Source organism: Marinobacterium profundum (assembly GCF_001528745.1).
Classification (GTDB): domain Bacteria; phylum Pseudomonadota; class Gammaproteobacteria; order Pseudomonadales; family Balneatricaceae; genus Marinobacterium_A; species Marinobacterium_A profundum.
Genome location: NZ_BCNS01000098.1, coordinates 49300 through 70925 on the forward strand (window position 1 = coordinate 49300; position 21626 = coordinate 70925).

The following is a 21626-nucleotide window of genomic DNA, read 5'->3' on the forward strand; positions in this document are numbered from 1 at the left end:
CAGGCGTTAACGGGAGCCGGAACATGCAAATAAAAAATCTGATCAACGGCGAGCTGGTCGCAGGTGAAGGGGACATCGTTCGGGTGCTGAACCCGGCAACGGGCGAGCTGATTATCGAGATCGCCGAGGCGACCCCTGCACAGGTGGATGCGGCGGTCGCCGCTGCCAAGGCGGCTTTTCCGGCCTGGTCCAGAACGACGCCCGCCGAGCGTTCGGCGCGGCTGCTGGCCCTGGCCGATGCGCTTGAGGCTCGCAAGGACGAGTTTGCAGAGCTGGAGTCGCTGAACAACGGCAAGCCGCTTGGTTCGGTCAAATCCGATGAAATACCCCTGGTTATTGATGTGTTCCGCTTTATGGCCGGTGCTGCCCGCTGTGTTACGGGCTCCAATGCCGGTGAATACGTCGAGGGCTTTACCTCCATGATCCGGCGGGACCCGGTAGGTGTGGTGGGCTCCATTGCACCCTGGAACTACCCGCTGATGATGGCGGCCTGGAAGATTGCACCGGCACTGGCGGCAGGCTGCCCGCTGGTGCTCAAACCTTCCCAGATGACGCCGCTGACAACCCTGCGTCTGGCCGAGCTTGCCGCCGATATTTTCCCCAAAGGCGTGGTCAATGTGGTAGCCGGCCGTGGCGCGACCACCGGTGATGCCCTGATCAACAATCCGGATCTTGAACTGGTGTCACTCACCGGTGGCCCGGCAACAGCCAGCCGGATTCTGGAGGCCTCTGCGCGTAACATCATGCATACCCATATGGAACTGGGCGGCAAGGCGCCGGTGCTGGTGTTTGGTGATGCCGATGTGCCGGCGGCGATAGAAACGCTGCGCGTAGCTGCGTTCTTTAATGCGGGTCAGGATTGTACTCAGCCCTGTCGCTTCTATGTCGAGGACAGCATCTACGAAAACTTCGTGGCGGATCTGGCCCAGAGCGTGTCGTCAATCAAGCTGGGACAGCCTGGCGACCCCAGCGTGGAAATGGGTCCGGTGATTTCAGCCAGGCACCTGGAGCATGTCTCGGGATTCGTCGAGCGCGCTCGGGATCTGGCCCACACGGAGGTGGTAGCCGGCGGCTACAGGCTGCCGGGCAACGGCTTCTACTATGCGCCGACGGTGATCGCCAATGCTCGTCCGCAGGATGAAATTGTGCAGAAGGAGGTGTTCGGCCCGGTGATTTCCATTACCCGTTTCAGCGGTATGGAAGAGGGCATCGCGCTGGCCAATGACAACGAATTCGGCCTGGCTTCGTCGGTCTGGACGCAGAACCTGGGCAAGGCCATGAGCGTGACGGCACAGCTGCGGTGCGGCATTACCTGGGTCAATACCCACGGGGTGGCTACCTCTGAAATGCCCCACGGCGGCATGAAGGCATCGGGGTATGGCAGTGATATGTCGGTGTATGCGCTGGAGGGCTACACCTCGGTGCGTCATGTGCAGATCGCCCACCTGTAACGCCAGTATGGCCAGGCGACGCCCTGGCCTGAATCGACGGAGGTCATAGTATGTCGAATCCCACAAATACCCTGGACAGGCAGGAACTGCTTGTACGCGCCATCAAGGATGAAACGGCCCAGATTCGCAGCTTCGAGCTGGTGCTGGAAAGTGGCGAGCCGCTGCCGCCTTTTGAGGCGGGGGCGCACCTGGCGTTGCATCTGGGCAATGGCCTCACCCGGCAGTACTCGCTGTTCGATGCCCCGGGCACGGGTTGCAGCTACCGCGTGGCGGTACTGAAGGATCGCGGCAGCCGGGGCGGCTCACGGTTCGTACATGATGCGCTCAAGGTGGGAGACCGCATCAGTGTGACGGGCCCGAGCAACAACTTCCCGCTGGCAGACGATGCCACATCATCGGTGTTGATTGGCGGCGGCATCGGCGTGACACCCATCCTGTCCATGGCGCTGGAACTGCATCGCCAGGGGGCGGAGTTCGAGATGCACTACTGTGCCCGCAGTGCCACCGATGCGGCCTTCGTTGACTGGCTGCGCAGCGAGGCACCGTTCCGGGATCGGGTGCAGCTGCATTTTGATGGCGGTGATCCGGCCAAGGGGCTGAATGTCCACGCCTTGCTGGCAGATGTGATCGAAGGCCGGCACCTGTATTGCTGTGGCCCGGGCGGGCTGATGGATGCGGTGGAGGCCGCCTCTAGTCACTGGCCGGCCAAGGCGGTGCACTTTGAGCGTTTCAAGGCCTCTGTGGTGGCAACGGCAGAAAACCAGCCCTTTAGCGTTTATCTGTCCCGCTCTGATCTGGAGCTTGAGGTGCCGGCGGACAAGTCTGTACTCAAGGTACTCAGGGAAAACGGATTTGATATCAACACCCTGTGTGAAGAGGGCGTGTGTGGGTCCTGCCTCACGGATGTGCTGGAGGGGGAACCCGAACATCGGGATCAGATCCTGACCGCGGATGAAAAAAGCCTGAATGACGTGATGGCGGTGTGTTGCTCGCGGGCCATATCCAGCCGTCTTGTACTCGATCTTTAAGGGAGAAAAACATGTCAGCCTTGAATGGAAAAGTAGCAATAGTCACCGGTGGCGGCCGCGGTATTGGCCGTGCCGTGGTGGATCGGTATCTCGCCAATGGTGCCCAGGTACTGAGCTGTGGTCGCGGAAAACGACCGGCGGACCTGCCCGAGGCGGTGGTGTGGGTGCAGGCGGATCTGTCGCGCCTGGAAGATGTAAAGCGGGTGCGCAGCAGTGTGCTGGAGTCATTCGGCCGCGTGGACATTCTCGTCAATAACGCCGGTGTTCAGGTCGAGAAGACCGTCACCGAGACGACGGACGACGAATGGGACCTGGTGATGGGTGTCAATGCCAAGGCCGTCTTTCTGTGCTGTCGCGAGCTGATCAAGGATCTGGGTCATGCAGGGGCCGGTGTGATTATCAATCTGGGCTCCATCAGTGCCAATGTGGCCGACCCCAGTATGGCGATTTACAACGCCTCCAAGGCTTTCGTGCACGGCCTGACTCGCTCGATCGCGGTGGATCATGGCAAGGACGGCGTGCGCTGCAATGCCATTTGTCCGGGCTGGATCATGACGGAAATGGCCGAGGCTGGCTTTGATCTGGCGGCTAATCCGCAGGCTGCCAAACGCGATGCGCTGGCGCGCCATGCCGTCGGACGTTTTGGCAAGCCTGAGGATGTCGCGGGACTAGCGCTCTGGCTTGCATCCGATGACTCGGCCTATGCCAGTGGACAGATGTTCGTGATCGATGGCGGCCTGACGGCGGCATCCCCCCTGCAACCCGGCCTGTTTTAGCAGAACGGCGCTTAACAACTGCATAAGAGGTACGCAATGAACAATCAGGTTGGTTTCCCCAAGGATTTTAAGGTGGCTGCCATTTTGGGTGCTGGCACCATCGGTGCCAGCTGGACGGCACTCTTTCTGGCGGCAGGGCTGGAAGTGGATGTCTATGATCCGTCTGACAATGCCGAAGCCTTTGTACGCGATTATGTGAAACATGCCTGGCCGAGCTTAGAGCGCCTGGGTCTGACGGCCAACGGCGCCATGGACCGGGTGCAGTTTTTCCGCACACCGGAGGAGGCCGTTGTCAGGGCCCAGTTTGTACAGGAAAGCGTGCCTGAGCGTATTGAGATCAAGCACGAACTCTATGCCCGCATTGAACCGCACCTGCGTCCGGAGGCCATCGTTGCATCCAGTGCTTCGGGTTTGCTGGTAAAGGAAATGCAGGATGGCTGGACAAACCCGGGACGCTTTATTCTGGGCCACCCGTTTAACCCGCCACACCTGATTCCGCTGGTGGAGTTACTCGGTAACGACAAGACCGACAGTGACGTATTGGCGCAGGCGGAGCAGTTTTATGCGGCCTGCGGCAAGGTGACCATTCGCGTCAACAAGGAAGTACCGGGCCATGTGGCCAACCGTCTGCAGGCGGCACTCTGGCGTGAAGCGATTCATCTGGTAGTGGAAGGTGTGGCCAGCGTTGAAGACGTCGATAAGGCTGTTTATGCAGGGCCGGGCTTGCGCTGGTCTGTTATGGGGCCGCACATGCTGTTCAACCTGGGCAGTGGTGGTCACGGTCTGGGCGTGTTTTGTGAGCGCTTTGGCGCTTCATTCCATCGCTGGTGGGATGATCTCGGGGATCCGCGTCTCACGCCCGAGGTTATCGAGACATTGCTGGCGGGCGTGCAGATGGAAGAGAAGGGTCGAGGCTTCGATGAGCTGGCGGCCGAACGGGATCGCAAGATCGTGGAAGCCAGCCGGGCAATGCTGGATGTATCCCAGGATCAGTCGGGCTCGGATGCAACCAGGGCACGGCTTGTTACCGCTCGATAAACGCACTCCTGGCTCAATAGCAGGTATTGGCTGGCGCTTCGTCGACAGTCTTTTTTTATAGATACCTGGCTTTATAGGCGTGATTTTTAATCTTTACTATTAAGGATGGAGCATGACCAAGAATAATAAATCTCCGGGCGATGGAAATAGCTATGTTAATTCAACAATTTTCTACGGATCTTTGACCGGTATTATTATTTTTCTGGCTTTTACAATTTTATATACAGAGAAGGCCGCGCTTGTTTTCAGTGCGGGGCTTTCCTGGATTAATGAAACATTCGGCTGGTATTACATGCTGGCGGCTGTTGGCTACCTGGCGTTTTTACTTTATATCAGCCTGTCTCGCTTCGGGAAAATCCGCTTGGGCCCCGACGATTCCAGACCTGAATTCTCGCTGATCTCCTGGGCCTCAATGCTGTTTGCCGCCGGTATTGGCATTGATGTGCTGTTTTTCAGTGTGGCTGAACCCGTATCCCATTATCTGCTGCCGCCGGAACTGGGGCCAGAGAGCGCTGAGGCTCTGCGCCATGCAGTCCCCCAAACGTTCTTTCACTGGGGGCTGACCGGGTGGGCCATGTACGCACTGATGGGCGTGGCACTGGCCTATTTCAGTTACAGGTACCGATTGCCGCTGGCGATTCGCAGTACGCTGTATCCACTGATTGGTGAGCGTATCCACGGCCCTGTGGGCTACATGGTTGATATAGCAGCGGTGATTGGCACCGTCTTCGGCATCGCTACCAGTCTTGGTATCGGCGTCATGCAGCTGAACTACGGTTTCGGGGTGTTGTTTGGACTGCCGGAAGGCCTGACCAACCAGGTGCTGCTGATTATTGCGGTGGTGGTCATCGCAACATTTTCAGCGATGAGTGGTGTGGAGAAGGGCATTCGCCGGCTGTCTGAAGCCAATATGTTGCTCGCGACCGGGCTGCTGCTGTTTGTGCTGTTTCAGGGTAATACACTGGGTTTACTGGATGCGATGGTCCTGAATATCGGTGATTATCTGAGTGGATTCGTAGCCTTGAGCTTTAACACCTATGCGTTTGCCGGCGAAAGTGCGCAGCAGTGGAAGGGCTGGTGGACAGTGTTTTTCTGGGCCTGGTGGATCGCCTGGACCCCGTTTATTGGCATGTTTCTGGCGCGTATATCCAGGGGCCGTACCATTCGGGAATTCACCCTCGGTGCCTTGCTGATTCCACTGGGCTTCATGATGGCGTGGATGTCGATTTTCGGCAATACCGGTATCGACCTGGTTGCCAACCAGGGGTTGGCCGAATTGGGCGAGCAGGCGCTTAACAGCCCGCAGAGCACTATCTATACCCTGTTGGCACAGTATCCCTACGCAGGAATTACCACGGGTGTCGTGCTGATACTTGCGGTGCTGTTCTTTGTGACCTCGGCTGACTCGGGCGCCCTGGTGCTTGCCAACTTCACCTCGGATCTGCCGGATGTTGACCAGGATGCACCTGTTTACCTGCGTGCGCTCTGGGCGGCGGTGATTGGCGCCGTTACCATTGTATTACTGCTGGCGGGCGGCCTGAACGCCTTGCAAAGCGTGGTGGTGATAGCGGCATTGCCCTTTTCCCTGGTGCTGTTCGCGACCATTGCGGGCCTGTACAAGGCGCTGGTGCAGGAGGTCGATGGACAGATGTTAACCCCGGCGCCGGCGCCGGCATCCGGACTCGACTGGCGCGAGAGGTTGCACAGTGCTCTGCAAGGGGTGATTCACACGGATGCCAGTGCCTTGTTTCAGCAGACGCTAAGGCCCGCTGTGGAGCTGTTCGCAAAAGAACTCCGGCAGCAGGGCAAGACGGTTAGCCTGGAGGAGAGTCGGGCACCGGATGCGCAGGTGCCAACGCTGACCTTAAAGGTGGAGCTGGATGATGATCATCACTTTCTGTATGAGGTGCGGCCGCAGCTGCTGAGCCTGTCCCATGGCCATATATCGGCGACCAACTCCGCTCATCTGGGGTTGCATGTGTATCTTGGCGGTGGAGAGGTGGGGAATTGCCTGACCGGCTACCTGTTTAATGATGTGCTGCATGACCTGGTGTCGGAGTATGACCGCTTTCTTCAGGTGCAGGCACTGACCGGGGGCGAGATTTACTCCCCTTATACACCGTCCCCGGCAGGGGCGCTGGCCTGACGCAGTCTTAAACCGGCTATCTTTTTTCGTCCCCCGGAAATTGTAAAAAAGAGCCGTTTGGCCTGACACCCTGGTGCCAGGCCTTTTTTATGTTCAGGATGCAAGGCCAATACCCTTCAAGCCCCAGCATCAAGCGCACAGGCAGGTCGCTACGCATGCGATGACGGGCGCTCAGGGCGATGTGCCTGGTTGCGGTTTCATGCCACACTAACAGCTTCGGATTTCATGGTCATCGAGCGGGGTCTCGGGCCATCGGCGCAGGAGTGCGAATGAAGCGCTTTGATTTTAACCAGCTGGTCACCTTTGTCTCCATTGTCGAGGCCGGGAGTATCTCCAAGGCCGCGGTGTCTTTGCACCGGACCCAGGCGGCGATCAGCATCCAGCTAAAAAAGCTGGAGGAGTCGGTGGGCAAGGTCTTGTTGCTGCGCAATTACAACAGCATCAGCCTGACCCACGAAGGCGAAACTCTGCTGGCCTATGCGCGCAAGATTCTGGCCCTGGCTGACGAGGCTTACCATGCGGTGAATGATGAGGATATTGCCGGGGTGGTGCGTTTTGGCGTACCGGATGGTTATGCCCGCAGTTTTATACAGGATGTGCTCAAGCGTTTTATTCAGCGCTTTCCCAAAATACGGCTGCAGATCAAGAATGCTCCGAGCCCATTGCTGTTTCGCAGCCTGCATGCCGGCGATCTGGATCTGATTCTGGTGACCCGTTCACCGCAAGAGCCCGGCGGCATTATTGTGCGCAAGGAAAAGCTGGTGTGGGTGGGTGCCATGGATTACGTGCCGGACCTGTCTGCGCCTATCCCGCTGGCACTGTATGAACAGGGCTGCGACTATCGCCGCCGTGTGCTGGATGTGCTGAACCAGCATGGTCTGGAGTCTTATGTCGCCTTTGAATGCCAGGGTGTTACCGGGTTTGATATCGCCATCTCCAACGGTTTGGCAATCTCGGCCATGTCGGCGTCCCTGGTGAAAGCAGGGGAGTGGCGCATTCTCGACGAGTGTTCGCCGCTGCCGGACCTCGGAAATATCGAAATCGAACTGCACCGCAGCCCAGGAGACAGCAGCGAGGCGATCAGCTGTTTCGCCAAGGAGCTGGAAACGCATATTTCCAACCTGGGTTACTAATCTGTGACTGTCTCTCTGTAAGCCGCTGCGGGTTGTCCGCCCCCCGTCTCCCGTTTAAAACAATGTATCTCGCACTCCAAGCCTTCAGCGACACCAGCGCGAGGGCGTTGGGCTGACATCACCTGATTCAATTTTTTGGCCAATGGCCGCGATTGGCAGGGGCTTTGACGGCGCCTTGGAGGGCGTCGAGCGTCGTCGAAGGCTGCTCAGGCTCAGAATGGGGTATAAATATTATTTTAATTCTTTGGAATAATTATTAATTTTTAACGTAATTCACTCTGCACTACTATGGCGTAGACAGTCCGCCACAGAGGGGCTGCCGCCAAAACAATAAACTCAGAGGCAAACCATGAACACGACCAGCAAACTTGGTACTTTCATTGCCGCGGCAGCACTGGCAACAGGCTCCATCTCCGCCTACGCCAGCTGCGAGATGGATGCGCCGATTCAGATCGCCAACATGAGCTGGGCCTCGGCATCCGCCATTGCACATATCGAATCGATTATTCTGGTGGAAGGCTATGGCTGCAAGACTGAGCTGATTCCGGGCGATACAGTGCCCACCGCCACAACCATGCTGAACAAGGGGCGTCCGCATATTGCGCCTGAAGTCTGGAGCAGCAACATTGCTGAAATTCTGGCCGAAGGTGAGGCAAAGAACGCTATTTCCGTGGCGGGCGATGTTTTCAGTGAAGGTGGCATCGATGCCTGGTGGATTCCCAAGTACCTGAGTGATGAATATCCGGACATCAAGACCGTGGCGGACATGGCCAGGTACAGCCATCTGTTCGAAGACGCAGACAATCCCGACAAGGGGCGCTTCTACAACAGCTTGCCGGGCTGGTCCAATGAGACCATGAGTACCAACCTGATGCGCGGCTACGGCCTGGACGAACACTACAACCTGTATTCGGCGGGCTCATCGGCGGCACTCGATGCCTCCATCGCATCAAACTACAAGCGCAAGAAACCGGTATTTTTCTATTACTGGGCACCGTCCGCCATCATGGGGCAACACGAGATGGTGCGACTGGAAATGAACGACTTCGATGCGCAGCGTGATGCCTGCAACTATGAAGAAGCCTGCGAGAATCCCACGGCGGGCGGCTATCCGAAGGTTAAGGTCATCACCCTGGTGGCCGGTGAGGTGCAGACCAGCGCGCCCCTGATCTATGAGTTCCTGGGCAAGGTGCAGTTTGAAACGGCAACCGTGAACAAGTTGCTGGCCTGGGGAGCTGAAAACAAGGCCGAGTCTGAAGAAGTAGCCGAGTATTTCCTGAAAAACTATCAGGACGTCTGGACCACCTGGGTGCCTGCGGATGTGGCTGACAAGGTGATAGCCAGCCAGGCCAACTAAGGTTTTACCCCTGGGGCAGGCAAACACTGCCCCGCTTTTCCATTGTTGCTATCAATCGCAGGAGCATGTGCGTGCCCACTATTCGTATTCAGGCGATCGCCCCTATTGGGCGCAGTATCGACACACTGCTGACCGACTGTACAGCCGCCGCAGCCAAGGCGCTGGGAATCCCCCAGGACTGGTGCTGGGCGCTGTTTCAGCCGGTGCCGCCGGGTAGCTACGCCGAAGGCGGGCAGGTCTGGGGTGAAGCGGATGCGAGCCGAGCCACAGCGCTGATTTCGATTACTGCGCTTGAAGGCCGAACAGCGGCCTTAAAGGCGGCTGTTCTCGCCGCTACGGCCCATGCGGCGGCGGCTTGTCTTGATCTGCCGCTGGCTCAGGTGTTTGTGGAGTATCGGGATATTCCACAAGGACAGGCATTTAGCGGTGGCGAAGTCGTCTGAAGCCGGTTGCAAGCTAATAACATCAATATTCAAACTATGGAGAAAGGAAATGGCTGAGTTTACCGGGGCAACGTCGTCTGGCGCCCGTTTTACCGATGAAGAATGGCAGGTGCGGGTTGATCTGGCGGCCATGCACCGCCTGGCCCATGACTACGGTTATGACGATATCGTCTGGAACCATATCACTGCGCGCGTACCCGGCGGTGGTCACAATTTCCTGATGAATCACTTCGGCCTGCACAACACCGAAATCACGGCATCCAACCTGATCAAGATCGATCAGGACGGCAATGTGCTGGATGGCCCTCCCGACGTCAACACGGCGGGCTTTGTGATTCACAAAGGCATCCACAACAGCATCCCCAATGCCAAGTTCGTGTTTCACTCCCATGCGCCGGCGGCGATGGCGGCGACCGCAATCGAGGAAGTGGTGCACCTGGTGCAGGATTCCTCGATGCTGTACGGCAAGATCAGCTACCACGACTGGGAAGGGCTGTCGGTCGATACAGACGAAAGCCAGCGCCTGGCCGATAACCTGGGCAACAACAAGTGCATGATCATGCGCAATCACGGTTTCCTGACCGTGGGTGAAACCGCCGGTGAATGCTTTATCAACATGTACTACCTGGTGCGTGCCTGCCAGGTCATGCTGCAGGCCTGCGCCACTGGGCTGCCACTGGTGAAAACCTCTCCGGCGCTGTGGGAAAAGGCGAGCAAGCAGTACGAGAGCTTCCCGGCGGGCAAGTACGAATGGGCGGCCATGCTGCGCCTGCTTGACCGCAAGGATCCTTCCTACCGCTACTAAACACACCAGCACAGGGGCGCCTGCCTCTGTGCTTATCCGTCTATTTGCTGCACATAGCTATAACTGTTGTTGCTCTGTCCCATCCCAAGGCCGTCCAGGTCGATTGCTGTCTGTGTTTTTAAGTGAACACTGAAACCTTCTATTCCCATTCCAGTTCCCTGTGACTCCCTTCCAGACTCCGCAGCCGTCTGGCCTTTGACTCTCGCTTTTCGCTTGAACCTTTCACTTTCACTGCACCTTTCACCTTCTTAGCCCCAGCCCCGGCCTCTCATTGCTCGTTCTGTATTGGTCTAGGGCATAAATATTTTTTAACAATCACGGAAAAACTATTAATTTTTAATGTCATTCTATCTGGAATAAGATGATTTCAGTGACATGGATACTTGGCGGATAACAGCTAAAAAACAATAACGCGCAGTGACTTACGCTGTGCCTGATCCGAATGAGGATTTTCGATTATGTTTCCAGAACTGGTTGATCCCAGAGTTTTCAGAGGTGTCATCGATGATGTTGTCGATGTATTCGTTGTTGAGTGGGCGACGTTTCTTGAACAGCTTTTTAATCCCTTCCTGCAGCTACTGAACCTGTTTGAATCGCTGCTGATGAACAGCCCCTGGTGGCTGATTGTGGCGCTGGTCGGGGCTATTGCCTATATGGGCGCACGCAAATGGTCTTTGGTGGCACTGCTGTGCGGCGCCATGCTGGTGATGGGTTTTCTCGGCCTGTGGGAAGACGGCATGCGCACACTGGCATTGATGCTGGTCTGTACGCTGATATCGATTCTGGTGGGTATACCGCTGGGTATTTTCATGTCCTGGTCTGACCGTTTCCGCTCCATGATGCTGCCGGTGCTGGACATCATGCAGACCATGCCGAGTTTCGTCTACCTGATACCCGCCATCATGCTGTTTGGGCCAGGCAAGATTCCGGCCGTGCTGGCCACGGTGATTTACGCGGTGCCGCCGCTGATTCGCCTGACGGATCTGGGCATTCGCATGGTGGATACGGAAATCATGGAGGCGGCCGAATCCTTTGGCGCCAACCGGATGCAAAAGCTGGTGTGGGTACAGATGCCGCTGGCGTTGCCCAACATTATGGCCGGTATCAACCAGGCCACCATGATGGCGCTGGCGATGGTGGTGGTGGCATCGATGATCGGGGCTCAGGGGCTGGGTTACCAGGTGTTGCAGGGTATCACCCGGCTGGAAGTAGGGCGTGGTCTGCTGGCGGGTATCGCCATTGTGATTCTGGCAGTGGTGTTTGACCGCATCACTCAGGCCTATGGCAAGCGTGCGCAGGCGCATCTGCATACCAACAGCTGATCGGACTTCATTATGACCACGAACTACAAGATTGAAATCAAGAACATCTACAAGGTGTTTGGCAAGGATCCGCAGGCGATCATGGCCCAGATCCGCGCCGGCGTCAGCAAGAGCGATGTACTGGCCGATACGGGCCATGTTGTCGGCCTCAACAATGTGTCCCTGTCCATAGAGTCGGGCCATATCCACGTCATCATGGGGTTGTCGGGGTCGGGCAAGTCCACCCTGATTCGCCACTTCAACCGCCTGATCGATCCGACCAGTGGCCAGGTGGTGGTCGACGGCGAAAACGTGCTGGATTACTCCAAGCAGCAGCTTGAGCACTTTCGTCGCAACAAGATCAGCATGGTGTTTCAGCGCTTTGGCTTGCTGCCCCATGAGACCGTACTGGAAAACGCCGCCTTTGGTCTCAAGGTGCAGGGCGTGACCCGGGCAGAGCGGGAGGTAAAAGCGCGTCACTGGCTGGAGCAGGTGGGCCTTGCCGGTGTCGAGGAGCACTATCCATCGCAGCTGTCAGGCGGCATGCAGCAGCGCGTGGGTCTGGCCCGGGCGCTGGTGAATGATCCGGATATCCTGCTCATGGACGAAGCCTTCAGCGCGCTTGATCCCATGATCAAGGGTGAGATGCAGGATCAGTTGCTGGAACTGCAACGCAAGCTGCAAAAGACCATCGTGTTTATCTCCCACGACCTGGATGAAGCGCTGAAAATCGGCGATCGCATCGCCATTCTCAAAGACGGCGAACTGGTACAGGAAGGAACGCCCTCGGACATCCTGATGCGACCGGCCACGGCCTATGTCGAAGAGTTTATCAGCGGCGTGAACCGCGCCAAGGCCATTCGCGTCAGTCATCTGCTGCGCGCTGTTGCCAGTGCCAGGGTGAGTGGTGATGCATCCTATAGCCCGCAAAACGTGGATCTGTCGAAGGCCGCACGGTTGGGTCAGTCTATCGAGGATGTGATGCCCCAGCTCATGAGCGGCGCTCAGACTGTGCCTGTGGTGAATGAAGCCAACAGTCTGGTGGGCTATCTCGACAAGTCCGATGTGATAGCAGCGCTCTACCGCACGGCGGCGAGCAAGGTCTGACGGCAGTCTGAAATCTGGCTGCGTTATTGATGTGATTTCCTGACGGCGGGCAATGCTGTGAAGATAGTTGATATAAAAACACTAAAAGTTGAAGTTCCCCTCGAGAAGCTGATGATCACCGCGATCCATCGCACGGACAGCGTGGGCTGCGTGCTGGTGTCCATCGAAACTGAGTGCGGCTACGTGGGTGAGAACTACATTTTTGCGCTCAACAAGTCACGCCTGGATGTATTCGAGGGCATGATCATGAGCCTGGCCCAGCATGTGGTAGGCGAAAACGCGCTCTATGTTGAACGCATCTGGGAGAAGATGTGGGCCGATATTAACCCCGTGGGCCAGAAGGGCATTGCGGTGTCGGCGATCTCGGCCATCGATACGGCGCTGTGGGATCTGATTGGCAAGAAGGCCGGGCTGCCGCTGTATCAGTTGTTTGGCGGCTGTCGCGACAGTGTTAAGGCGTATGCCAGCAGTGGCCTCTGGCTGTCATCCAGTATCGACGAGCTGGTGGACGAGGCCCGCGGTTTTGTGGATCAGGGTTTTCGCTCGGTGAAGTTGCGCCTGGGCAAGCAAAACGTGGCCGAGGATGTGGCCCGCGTGGCGGCCTTGCGCGAAGCACTGGGGGAGGATATCGAGATCCTGACCGATGCCAATCAGTCGCTGACACCACGCCAGGCCATGCGTCTGGCGCGCCAGATCGAAAAGTACAATATCGGCTGGTTTGAAGAGCCTGTCTCGTCCCATGATCTGGCGGGCCATGCGCGTATTCTTGAGGCCATCAACATTCCGGTGGCCAGCGGCGAAACGGACTATACCCGCTTTGGCATGAAGGCCATCCTTGATGCCAGGGCCGTGGATATACTGATGCCCGACCTGCAGCGCATCGGCGGTCTGAGCGAATTTCGCAAGTCCGTGGCGCTGGCATCGGCCTATCATGTGCCGGTGTCCACCCATATCTTTACCGAACAAAGTCTGAGCATTGCCGGTTCCGCCGCCAACTGCATATCGGTTGAGCATGTGTCCTGGTTTTCGCCCCTGTACCTTGAAAAGATGCAGATCTGCGAGGGCGAAATCGCCATGCCGCAGGCGCCGGGGCTGGGCTTCACCTTCGATTACAACTTTATCGAACAGCACCGTATCCGCTAAGCCAGGGGGAGATAACAGTGGCGCTACTTATCAGTTATCACGACCGTGATACCGCACCCTGGGTCGAGGCGTTTCGGGCCGAGCTGCCGCAGATGGATATTCGTGTTTACCCGGATGTGGGCAATCCGGCCGAGATCGAATACGCGGCCCTCTGGCAACATCCCCAGGGCGATCTGCAAAACTACCCGAACCTCAAGGCCATACTGTCCTTTGGTGCAGGCGTTGAACATATCGTCAGCGACCCTCTGCTGCCAAAGGCGGTCCCCGTGGTGCGGCTGGTGGATGGCGCTGTGGTGCAGGATATGGCACTGCATGCCTTGCACTGGGTACTGCACTTTCATCGTGGCTACCATCAATATGCCCGCCAGCAGCGCCAAGGCCAGTGGCAGCCCAGACCCGCCATATCGCCTGCGCGGCGGCGTATCGGCATCATGGGCATGGGGCAGATTGGTCAGGCATTGGCGAAGCTGCTGCACGGGCTGGGTTTTGTGGTGACCGGCTGGGGAATCGATCCCACCGACGTCGCCCAGGGCATAGGCTACCGCTGTGGCAGTCATGAGCTCGAGGCCTTCCTGGCTGAAACAGATATATTGATCAATGCGCTGCCGCTGACACCGGCTACCGCCGGCCTGATTGGCGAGGCCGAACTTGCAAGGCTGCCAAATGGCGCCTTCGTAATCAGCGAAAGTCGCGGTGGCATCATTGATGAAACCGCGTTGCTAACAGCGCTGCAGCGGGATCATCTGGATGCGGCGGCGCTGGATGTGTTCGCGGTGGAACCATTGCCCCAGCACAGCGCTCTGTGGACATCCCCCGACGTTTTCGTGACACCCCATATTGGCGGCATTAATTATCCTGAAACCGCCGCCGTGGTGATGGCCGAGAACATTCGCCGCGTACAGCGGGGCGAGGCGCCAACGCCGCTTTACGATGCGCTCAAGGGCTATTAAAAAGACGGCACTTTCAACCACCTGTGTTTTATACGAGACAGTCATAATGAAAATCGGGTTTATTGGTCTGGGTAACATGGGCGCCGGCATGGCGGCCAACATTCTGCGTTACTGCGAGCACAGTGGCGATAGCCTGACGGTGCTGGACCTTAATCAGGCCGTGGTCGAAAAATTCGTTGGCCTGGGAGCTCGCAGGGGCGCCTCGGTGCAGGATATTGCACAGAACTGCGAGTTGATTTTTACCTCGCTGCCGAGCTCCAAACAGGTGGCACAGGTGGCTTTCGGCGCTGAAGGTATTCTGGAAAACGCTCTCCCTGGGGCTGTCTGGATAGAAACCAGCACCAGTGAGCTGGCGGAATGGGAAAAGGTTCGCGCTGCGGCACCGGCGTCGCTGACCCTGATCGACGGCCCCGTGACGGGCGGTGCTGAAGGCGCCGCCGCAGGCACCCTGACGATGCTGCTGGGCGCCGAGGAAACTCAACTCGAGGCATTGCGCCCGGTGCTTGAGTCTTTCACCAAAAGGGCGGTTCGCATGGGCCCTGCGGGCGCAGGCTATGCCACCAAACTCATTCAGTTGCACCTGAACTACCTGGTGGCCCAGGGTATTGGCGAGGCACTGATGCTGGGCACCAAGGCCAACCTGGATCTGGATACCCTGCACGGCGTGCTGCAGAACAGCTGTGCCCAGAGCTATGTGGTGGACCGTTACATCCCCATGGTGCTTGATGGCAGCTATGATCCGTCCTTTGCCCTGGGCCTGGCGACCAAGGACATGCGCCTTATTACCGGTTTGGGTGAATATCTGGATGTGGACCTGACCCTGGCTCGCAAGGTCTATGAGACCTATCAGGTTGCCACGGCCGAGTTCGGTGAAGACGCGCCGCACCTGTCGGTGGTCAAACTGATAGAAAACAGTGGCAAGACCCTGCTGCGCAGCACTGCTTCGCAGGATAAGCCCGCCTGAAGAGGGATCCCGATTAGGGATAGTTGATCGTTCTTGCGGGGGTAAGCCTGCGGGGGCAAGCCAGTGAGAGCTGGCAACCGTACAACACGCTTGGCCGAACAATCAGGCCGGTTGCCTGGCAACCGCGCCCGGTGTTCGGTCTTTTTTATGTCTTTTAATTGGATTGGGCGGGCGTCACGGGTCGTTGGTAGGTAGTGCTGGCAGGTTGACTGTTTTGCGCCAGATTATTTACGACGTTCTTGAGCAGTGAAATCGTTTTTCCCAGCAACTCGGCATCGCCTGGCACCCTGGGATACACCAGGTAGGCGGGGCGATGAAAGGAGGGCGCATGCTCGATCGGATGCAGGGTGCCCTGCTCAATCAATGCGGCGACCGAGCGCTGCGGGAAATAGGCGGTACCGCCGAACTTTAGGATATAGTCCAGCCCCAGCATGCCCAGGCCGACCGAGAGTTTGGGGGCGCGGGTTTCGGGGTACGCCAGATTGTGGGCAACCCTGAACTCATCGCCCCAATCGATATAGATGTAGTCGGGCATCCAGTGACGGACCACTTCGCGCTGCTGGGTCGATACCAGGATCAGCGTATCCTCAAGCAACAGTTCACTCACCAGGTCGGCCTGCTGGCGGGGGATATAGGTAATCGCAAGGTCGATCAGGCCGCTGCTGAGCTGTTCCAGCAAACTGCCGGAATAGTCCGCCACCACCCGGGTACCGATCTGGGGGAGTTGTTCTTGCATCTGTTCGATCCAGACCGGTGTAATCTGATCCCAGAGATTCATTTGAATACCCAGCGAGATCATGGCGTTCAGCTCTTCAGGCAAGCCCACTTCCTGGCGGGCCTGCTCCCAGGCATGTACTGCGGTTTGGGCAAAACGCATGAACTGGCGGCCGGCGAGGGTCAGTTCGGAACCCTCGCGCTTGCGCAGGAACAGGGCCTGCCCGAGCTGGCTTTCCAGTACCTTGATGCGCGCGCTGACCGTGGACTGCGTGATATGCAGTTGTTCCGCCGCCAGCTGGAAGCTGCCGCGCGTGGCGACCTCAATAAAGGCGCGCATATGGCTAATATTCATTCAGGGCAGCCGCTGATAATCGACGTGTATAGGGGCAATTTTAAAAAATAGCCGCAGCCTCTGAGGACACGGCATTTTTCAGAACGGCGGGGCGCAATCAAAAACCTCCACAGAGCCTATCGGAAGCAGTAATTCGATTACAACCCGGCATGTCGCAAACAGCGTGCTGAGGGTCTTTTTAATGGCGATTAAAGGCTGATAAAAAGCCACTTAGCAAGTGGCTGTCAGGCAACAGGCAGGAAGAGGGAATATCAGTCGGTCAGAGTATCGGGGCGCAGCGCTTCGCGCTCGTAATGAATCGGCATGGCGCGGCCGTAGAACTGTTTGGCACGTTCCGGCCGGTTAACGGTTTCAGGGTCATAGACATAGGTTGGCAGGGCAATATAACGCGGTCGGCTGCCTTCAACCGGGGTGACGCGGTGCATCGAGAAACGGCCCTTGAAAATCTGCAGGTCACCGGGTTTAAGATCCAGTGTATGGACGGGGCCGCAGTCGCCCTTGAGTACATCGGCGACCTGGTCGAAGTTTTCATTTTCAGGTGTACGCAGGTCCGGGCAGTACTCAAACACGCCACCCTTGTCAGCCTGTTGTACCAGGATACTGACGGTGAACTCGTTGCCATCGAAATGCCAGGGAAAATAGTTGCCGTCGTCCATGACACTGTAGGGGCTGCAACCCAGTGGGTCAGACCAGCGGTAAATAGGCCGGGTGACGCCAAGGCACTCGGACACAAACTGCAGCAGTTCTTCACGGTCGTAGAGGCGACGCAGGTCTGAGTCCTCTTCGAGAATATCGGAGTTAACAAAGCCACTGCTGCGACGCTGGAAAGCGCGCTTGGGATGACCTTCAGGCAGTGACGGGTCATCCTGGCGCATGTAGGGGTTGTGGCTGTCCTGGGACCAGTAAATGTCCGGGCGCTTGCGTTCGATTTCGGCCTGCATGCGGGCAATGGACTGCGGACGAACAAAGTTCGCAATACAGCAGCACCCCACGGCATCCAGTTCTGCCCGGCATTGGGCGATCAGTGCCCGGGTAACTTCGCTATCCGGATCATGGATCGGATAGCGATCCAGATCTATCAGTTCGTTCAGGGTACTCACGGCGACTTCGGGGGTAATGTTCAGCGCTTGTGTCACGGCGGCTCTCCGTTCGTGTTTGACCAGGTGACAGATCTTATTCGGTAGCTGTGTTGCAGCCTAACGGCAATAGTCCATCAAAATGATCAGGCACGCATAGCGAGTTTTTTTTGTAGCTGATATCGAAAAATTCGATGTGATTTTGGTGCAATAAAATCATAAGCTTGGGAGCTTATTGCGGGATTTTGCAGGCTAATAAACAGCGCTGATTACAGGAATTTTTGTGACTCGATTCCGCGTCAGAATCCGAGGGCCTGAATGCTAATTCTTTTCCGTTGTTAAAGTCGAAAAACTGACACACTAACCGGCTCAATGGCTGTGACAAGTTTCCCTGTCAGCTTTGAGTTTAACGCTCGACCGCAATACTTCCCTGGGCGATACGAGCTTCAGGGTACAGGCGGGATTACATAAGGATAGGGGCCGTGAGTGTACTAATGCAGGTTACGAGTGAAAACAGCCGCAGGGGCATACTGCTGTGTTTGCTGGCGATGCTGGTGTTTGCCGGCCAGGATGCCATTGTCAAAATGCTGATACAGGAGATGGCGGTAACCCAGCTGTTGCTGGTGCGCTACTGGGCATTTGCGGTCTTCGCCCTGATTTATGCGCACTATAACGGCGGGCTCATGAAGGCGGTGCGTTCCGCCCATCCACGGCTGCAGCTGCTGCGCTCTCTGCTGGCCATTGGCGAGGTCGCACTCTTCAATTTGTCGCTGCGCTACCTGGGGCTTGCCGAGGCCCATGCGTTGCTGGCGGTATTTCCCTTGCTCGCCATTGCCCTGGCGGGCCCCATTCTGGGCGAGCATGTCGGTTGGCAGCGTCGCCTGGCGGTAGGTCTGGGCTTTGCAGGTACGCTGATTATCCTGCGACCGGGTGACGCTGTCTTCAGGCCCGAGGCCCTGATCGCACTGTCTGCGGCCCTGGCTTTTGCTGTTTACAATCTGCTGACCCGGCGAGTCAGCCGCGGCGATGGCTTTACCACCAGTATGCTCTATATGGCGCTGGTGGGTTGTGTGGTCGCCACTGCCTTTGGTCTTCCGGCCTGGCGCGCGCCTACCCTGCAGGAGTGGCCGCTGCTGGGCGTTATCGCTGCCACCGGCATTACCGCCCATCTGCTGTTGATCAAGGCGCTGGAATATACCCCGGCTTCCTTGCTGCAGCCGTTCAACTACAGTCTTCTGGTATTTGCCACCCTGTTCGGGGTGGTGGTTTTTGGCGAATTTCCCGACTTCGGCACCTTGCTGGGGGCATCGGTGGTCATTCTCAGCGGTCTTTATGCCATGAGCATAGCCCGATCTCGCACGCCCTAACCTGCGTGTTCCACCTCTTAAGCATCACCGTTTTTGGCAGCTATCCCAGCCCTGGATGTGACTGGCCGATGTTATTCAGTACCATACTGCAGCGCGCGCCTGGCGATGCGCTGTTATCGGTCTGTTTGCAGGGATTCAAATGACGTCCAATTCGCTTTTCAAGCATCGTACTTTCATGCGTTTCTGGATCGGCCAGATGGCGTCGTCGCTGGCGTTCCAGATGCTGATGGTGGGGCTCGGCTGGCAGATCTACAACCTAACCGACAGCGCCCTGAGTCTCGGGCTGGTGGGCCTGGCGCGTTATCTGCCACAGCTGGTGTTGACGCTTTACGCCGGCCACGTGGCCGATAACAACGACCGCCACAAGATCATGATGTTGTGCCGGCTGGTACTGACAGCCAGCATCGCGGTGCTGGCCGTGACCAGTGTGTTGGGCATTATCAGCCCGGCGATTATCTATGGCTGCTGCGTGGTGATGGGCACGGCGAGGGCATTCGAGATGCCGGCGACCCAGGCCATGGTGCCCAATATCGTCAGCGCTGATCTGCTGGCGCCAGCATTGACCTGGACGGCCTCGGGGCGTGAGGCCACCACCATTGTCGGGCCTGCGCTCGGCGGTGTGATTTATATCTTTGGTGCCGGCGCGCTCTACGGTACCAGCACGCTGCTGTGCCTGCTCTCGGCGGTTATTCTGGCGAATCTGCGCTATCGGCATGAAGCGCGCAAGAAGCAGCCGGTGACCCTCGACTCCATGCTGGGCGGGCTGCGCTTTACCTGGAAAAATCCGGTGATCTTCGGGTCTATATCGCTGGATATGCTGGCCGTGCTGGTGGGGAGCGCCACAGCGCTGATGCCCATTGTCGCCCGTGACATCCTGGAAACCGGGCCCTGGGGTCTGGGGCTGTTGCGCAGTGCGCCGGCCGTGGGTGCTGTGCTGATGTCGGTTTACCTGGCCTGGCGCCCGGTGAAGCGCACCGTGGGCGTGAAGATGTTTATCGCCGTGGCGGTATTCGGCTGTATGACCATCGTATTTGGTCTGTCCGAGATGTTGTGGCTGTCGATCCTGTCGCTGCTGATTATGGGCGCCGCCGATATGGTGAGCGTGGTGATCCGCTCGACGTTGGTGCAACTCGAAACACCGGATGAAATGCGTGGCCGTGTCAGCGCGGTCAATTCCATTTTTATCAGTACCTCCAACCAGCTGGGCGAATTCGAGTCCGGCGTCATGGCCGCCTGGCTGGGGGTAGTGCCGGCGATCATTGTCGGCGGTGTGGGTACTCTGGGTGTGGTGGCGCTCTGGGTGTACTGGTTCCCCAGCCTTGTGAAGCGGGACTATCTTGATATGCGCCCGGTGCCCTCGGGTACGAACGGAGCCAAAGGCAACGGCGGAGAATCCGGCAGCAAGGCCGCGGAACGCTCAGCCGGAGTCTGACGGATGTGAAGCTTGTTTCAGACTAAGGCGTGACACTGGAGTGAACATTTGTCTTTTGATTTGAAGAACCTGGAGCTGTTTGTTCGCGTAGCCTCACTCGGAGCCATTGGCCGGGCAGGGGCCGAGTTCAACCTGTCCGCGACCAACACGACGCAGCGACTCAAAGCACTGGAAGAGGAGCTGGGGGTCAAGCTGCTCAACCGCACGACGCGGGCGGTGTCCCTGACGCCGGATGGCGAGCTCCTGCTGGAGCATGCCAAACGCATTCTCGATGAGGTTGAGGCCGCCCGTAACCTACTGTCGCAAACCACCCAACGGATCTCGGGGTCACTGCGGGTAACGGCTTCGGCGTCATTTGGGCGCTCCCATATAGTGCCATTCGTGCCGGAATTCCTGCGCCTGTACCCCGGTGTGACACTGGATCTGCACCTGACCGATACGGTGGTGGATATCGTTGAGATGGGGGTCGATCTGGCCTTTCGTATTGGTGACCTGGCGCCGTCCAGCCTGCTGGCGCGCAAGATCGATGACAACCCGCTGGCACTGGTGGCATCGCCGGATTATCTCGCCCGGGCAGGGCACCCCAAAGTTCCGCAGGACCTGGCCGATCATGCCTGTCTGCCCCTGGGGGATACCCGTGCCTGGAAGCTGATTGCACCGGATGGGACGCTGCACGACGTCAAAGTGTCGGGGCCTGTGTCGGTCAACCTGGGGGAGGCGCTGGGTGAATGGGTGCTGGCGGGGATGGGTATTGGCCTGGCGTCCTTGTGGTATGCAGGGCCCGATATTGCAGCGGGCCGTCTGGTGCCGGTGTTGCCGGGGTACCGTGTCTGGCCCGAGGCGAAAATCTGGGCGGTGCGCCCGCCCGGTCGCATTATGGCAGCGCGGGTCAAGGCGTTTCTGGATTTCATGCAGGCGCGCATTGTCGAAACCAATGCCGGGCGCTACGCCAGCCTGATCGATGAGAACGGTGCGGTACGTATCGATGGTTAATGGCGTGAGCCGCCTGATTATCAATGAAGGGAAAACTGTTTTAGGGC

19 protein-coding genes are annotated in these 21626 nt (G+C 57.8%); 17 read left to right on the forward strand and 2 right to left on the reverse strand.

Annotated features, from left to right (window positions below):
* The first annotated feature begins 23 nt into the window (after positions 1–23).
* The 14 genes from MPRO_RS08195 (at position 24) to MPRO_RS08260 (ending at position 15642) form a co-directional block, all read left to right on the forward strand.
* Complete coding sequence (locus tag MPRO_RS08195; protein WP_067290182.1) at positions 24–1451, forward strand: gamma-aminobutyraldehyde dehydrogenase; 1428 nt, start codon at positions 24–26, stop codon at positions 1449–1451.
* A 50-nt stretch (positions 1452–1501) separates the two neighbouring features.
* A complete protein-coding gene (locus MPRO_RS08200) occupies positions 1502–2479 on the forward strand; it encodes a PDR/VanB family oxidoreductase (protein WP_067290184.1) in 978 nt (325 codons plus the stop codon).
* 11 nt (positions 2480–2490) lie between these two features.
* Positions 2491–3255, forward strand: a complete 765-nt coding sequence (locus MPRO_RS08205) for an SDR family NAD(P)-dependent oxidoreductase (RefSeq protein ID WP_067290187.1) — start codon at positions 2491–2493, stop codon at positions 3253–3255.
* Positions 3256–3291: 36 nt separating this feature from the next.
* Entirely contained in the window at positions 3292–4293 is a 1002-nt protein-coding gene (locus MPRO_RS08210; protein WP_067290189.1) for a 3-hydroxyacyl-CoA dehydrogenase NAD-binding domain-containing protein, read from the forward strand.
* Positions 4294–4405: 112 nt separating this feature from the next.
* Positions 4406–6439, forward strand: a complete 2034-nt coding sequence (betT, locus tag MPRO_RS08215) for a choline BCCT transporter BetT (protein ID WP_067290192.1) — start codon at positions 4406–4408, stop codon at positions 6437–6439.
* Positions 6440–6708: 269 nt separating this feature from the next.
* Entirely contained in the window at positions 6709–7572 is an 864-nt protein-coding gene (locus MPRO_RS08220) for a LysR substrate-binding domain-containing protein (protein ID WP_067290195.1), read from the forward strand.
* 349 nt (positions 7573–7921) lie between these two features.
* A complete protein-coding gene (locus MPRO_RS08225) occupies positions 7922–8929 on the forward strand; it encodes a glycine betaine ABC transporter substrate-binding protein (protein ID WP_067290198.1) in 1008 nt (335 codons plus the stop codon).
* Positions 8930–9000: 71 nt separating this feature from the next.
* A complete protein-coding gene (locus MPRO_RS08230) occupies positions 9001–9372 on the forward strand; it encodes a tautomerase family protein (RefSeq protein WP_158651776.1) in 372 nt (123 codons plus the stop codon).
* A gap of 49 nt (positions 9373–9421) precedes the next feature.
* On the forward strand, positions 9422–10177 hold the full coding sequence (locus MPRO_RS08235; protein ID WP_067290205.1) for a class II aldolase/adducin family protein: 756 nt from the start codon (positions 9422–9424) through the stop codon (positions 10175–10177).
* Positions 10178–10635: 458 nt separating this feature from the next.
* The gene (locus MPRO_RS08240; RefSeq protein ID WP_067290208.1) at positions 10636–11499 is read left to right on the forward strand and encodes an ABC transporter permease; all 864 of its coding nucleotides are present in this window, start codon (positions 10636–10638) and stop codon (positions 11497–11499) included.
* 12 nt (positions 11500–11511) lie between these two features.
* Complete coding sequence (locus MPRO_RS08245) at positions 11512–12585, forward strand: quaternary amine ABC transporter ATP-binding protein (RefSeq protein ID WP_067290211.1); 1074 nt, start codon at positions 11512–11514, stop codon at positions 12583–12585.
* Positions 12586–12642: 57 nt separating this feature from the next.
* Positions 12643–13728, forward strand: a complete 1086-nt coding sequence (locus tag MPRO_RS08250; protein WP_067290214.1) for a mandelate racemase/muconate lactonizing enzyme family protein — start codon at positions 12643–12645, stop codon at positions 13726–13728.
* Positions 13729–13745: 17 nt separating this feature from the next.
* Positions 13746–14678, forward strand: coding sequence for a 2-hydroxyacid dehydrogenase (locus MPRO_RS08255; protein WP_216821269.1), 933 nt, complete (start codon positions 13746–13748; stop codon positions 14676–14678).
* 46 nt (positions 14679–14724) lie between these two features.
* A complete protein-coding gene (locus MPRO_RS08260; RefSeq protein ID WP_067290218.1) occupies positions 14725–15642 on the forward strand; it encodes an NAD(P)-dependent oxidoreductase in 918 nt (305 codons plus the stop codon).
* A gap of 154 nt (positions 15643–15796) precedes the next feature.
* Here MPRO_RS08260 and MPRO_RS08265 read toward each other — a convergent pair whose 3' ends face one another.
* Positions 15797–16711 (reverse strand): LysR family transcriptional regulator, encoded by a 915-nt coding sequence (locus MPRO_RS08265; RefSeq protein ID WP_082708577.1) that lies wholly within the window; start codon positions 16709–16711, stop codon positions 15797–15799.
* 251 nt (positions 16712–16962) lie between these two features.
* On the reverse strand, positions 16963–17847 hold the full coding sequence (locus MPRO_RS08270; protein ID WP_067290223.1) for a HalD/BesD family halogenase: 885 nt from the start codon (positions 17845–17847) through the stop codon (positions 16963–16965).
* A 422-nt stretch (positions 17848–18269) separates the two neighbouring features.
* On the opposite strand from MPRO_RS08270, the gene MPRO_RS08275 reads away from it, so the two are divergent.
* The 3 genes from MPRO_RS08275 to MPRO_RS08285 all read left to right on the forward strand — a co-directional run bounded on the left by MPRO_RS08275 (position 18270) and on the right by MPRO_RS08285 (position 21579).
* Positions 18270–19154 (forward strand): DMT family transporter, encoded by an 885-nt coding sequence (locus MPRO_RS08275; protein ID WP_216821270.1) that lies wholly within the window; start codon positions 18270–18272, stop codon positions 19152–19154.
* A gap of 139 nt (positions 19155–19293) precedes the next feature.
* A complete protein-coding gene (locus MPRO_RS08280) occupies positions 19294–20586 on the forward strand; it encodes an MFS transporter (RefSeq protein WP_082708579.1) in 1293 nt (430 codons plus the stop codon).
* A 48-nt stretch (positions 20587–20634) separates the two neighbouring features.
* Positions 20635–21579: a LysR family transcriptional regulator gene (locus MPRO_RS08285; RefSeq protein ID WP_067290228.1), complete on the forward strand. Its 945-nt coding sequence runs from the start codon at positions 20635–20637 to the stop codon at positions 21577–21579.
* Positions 21580–21626 lie beyond the last annotated feature (47 nt).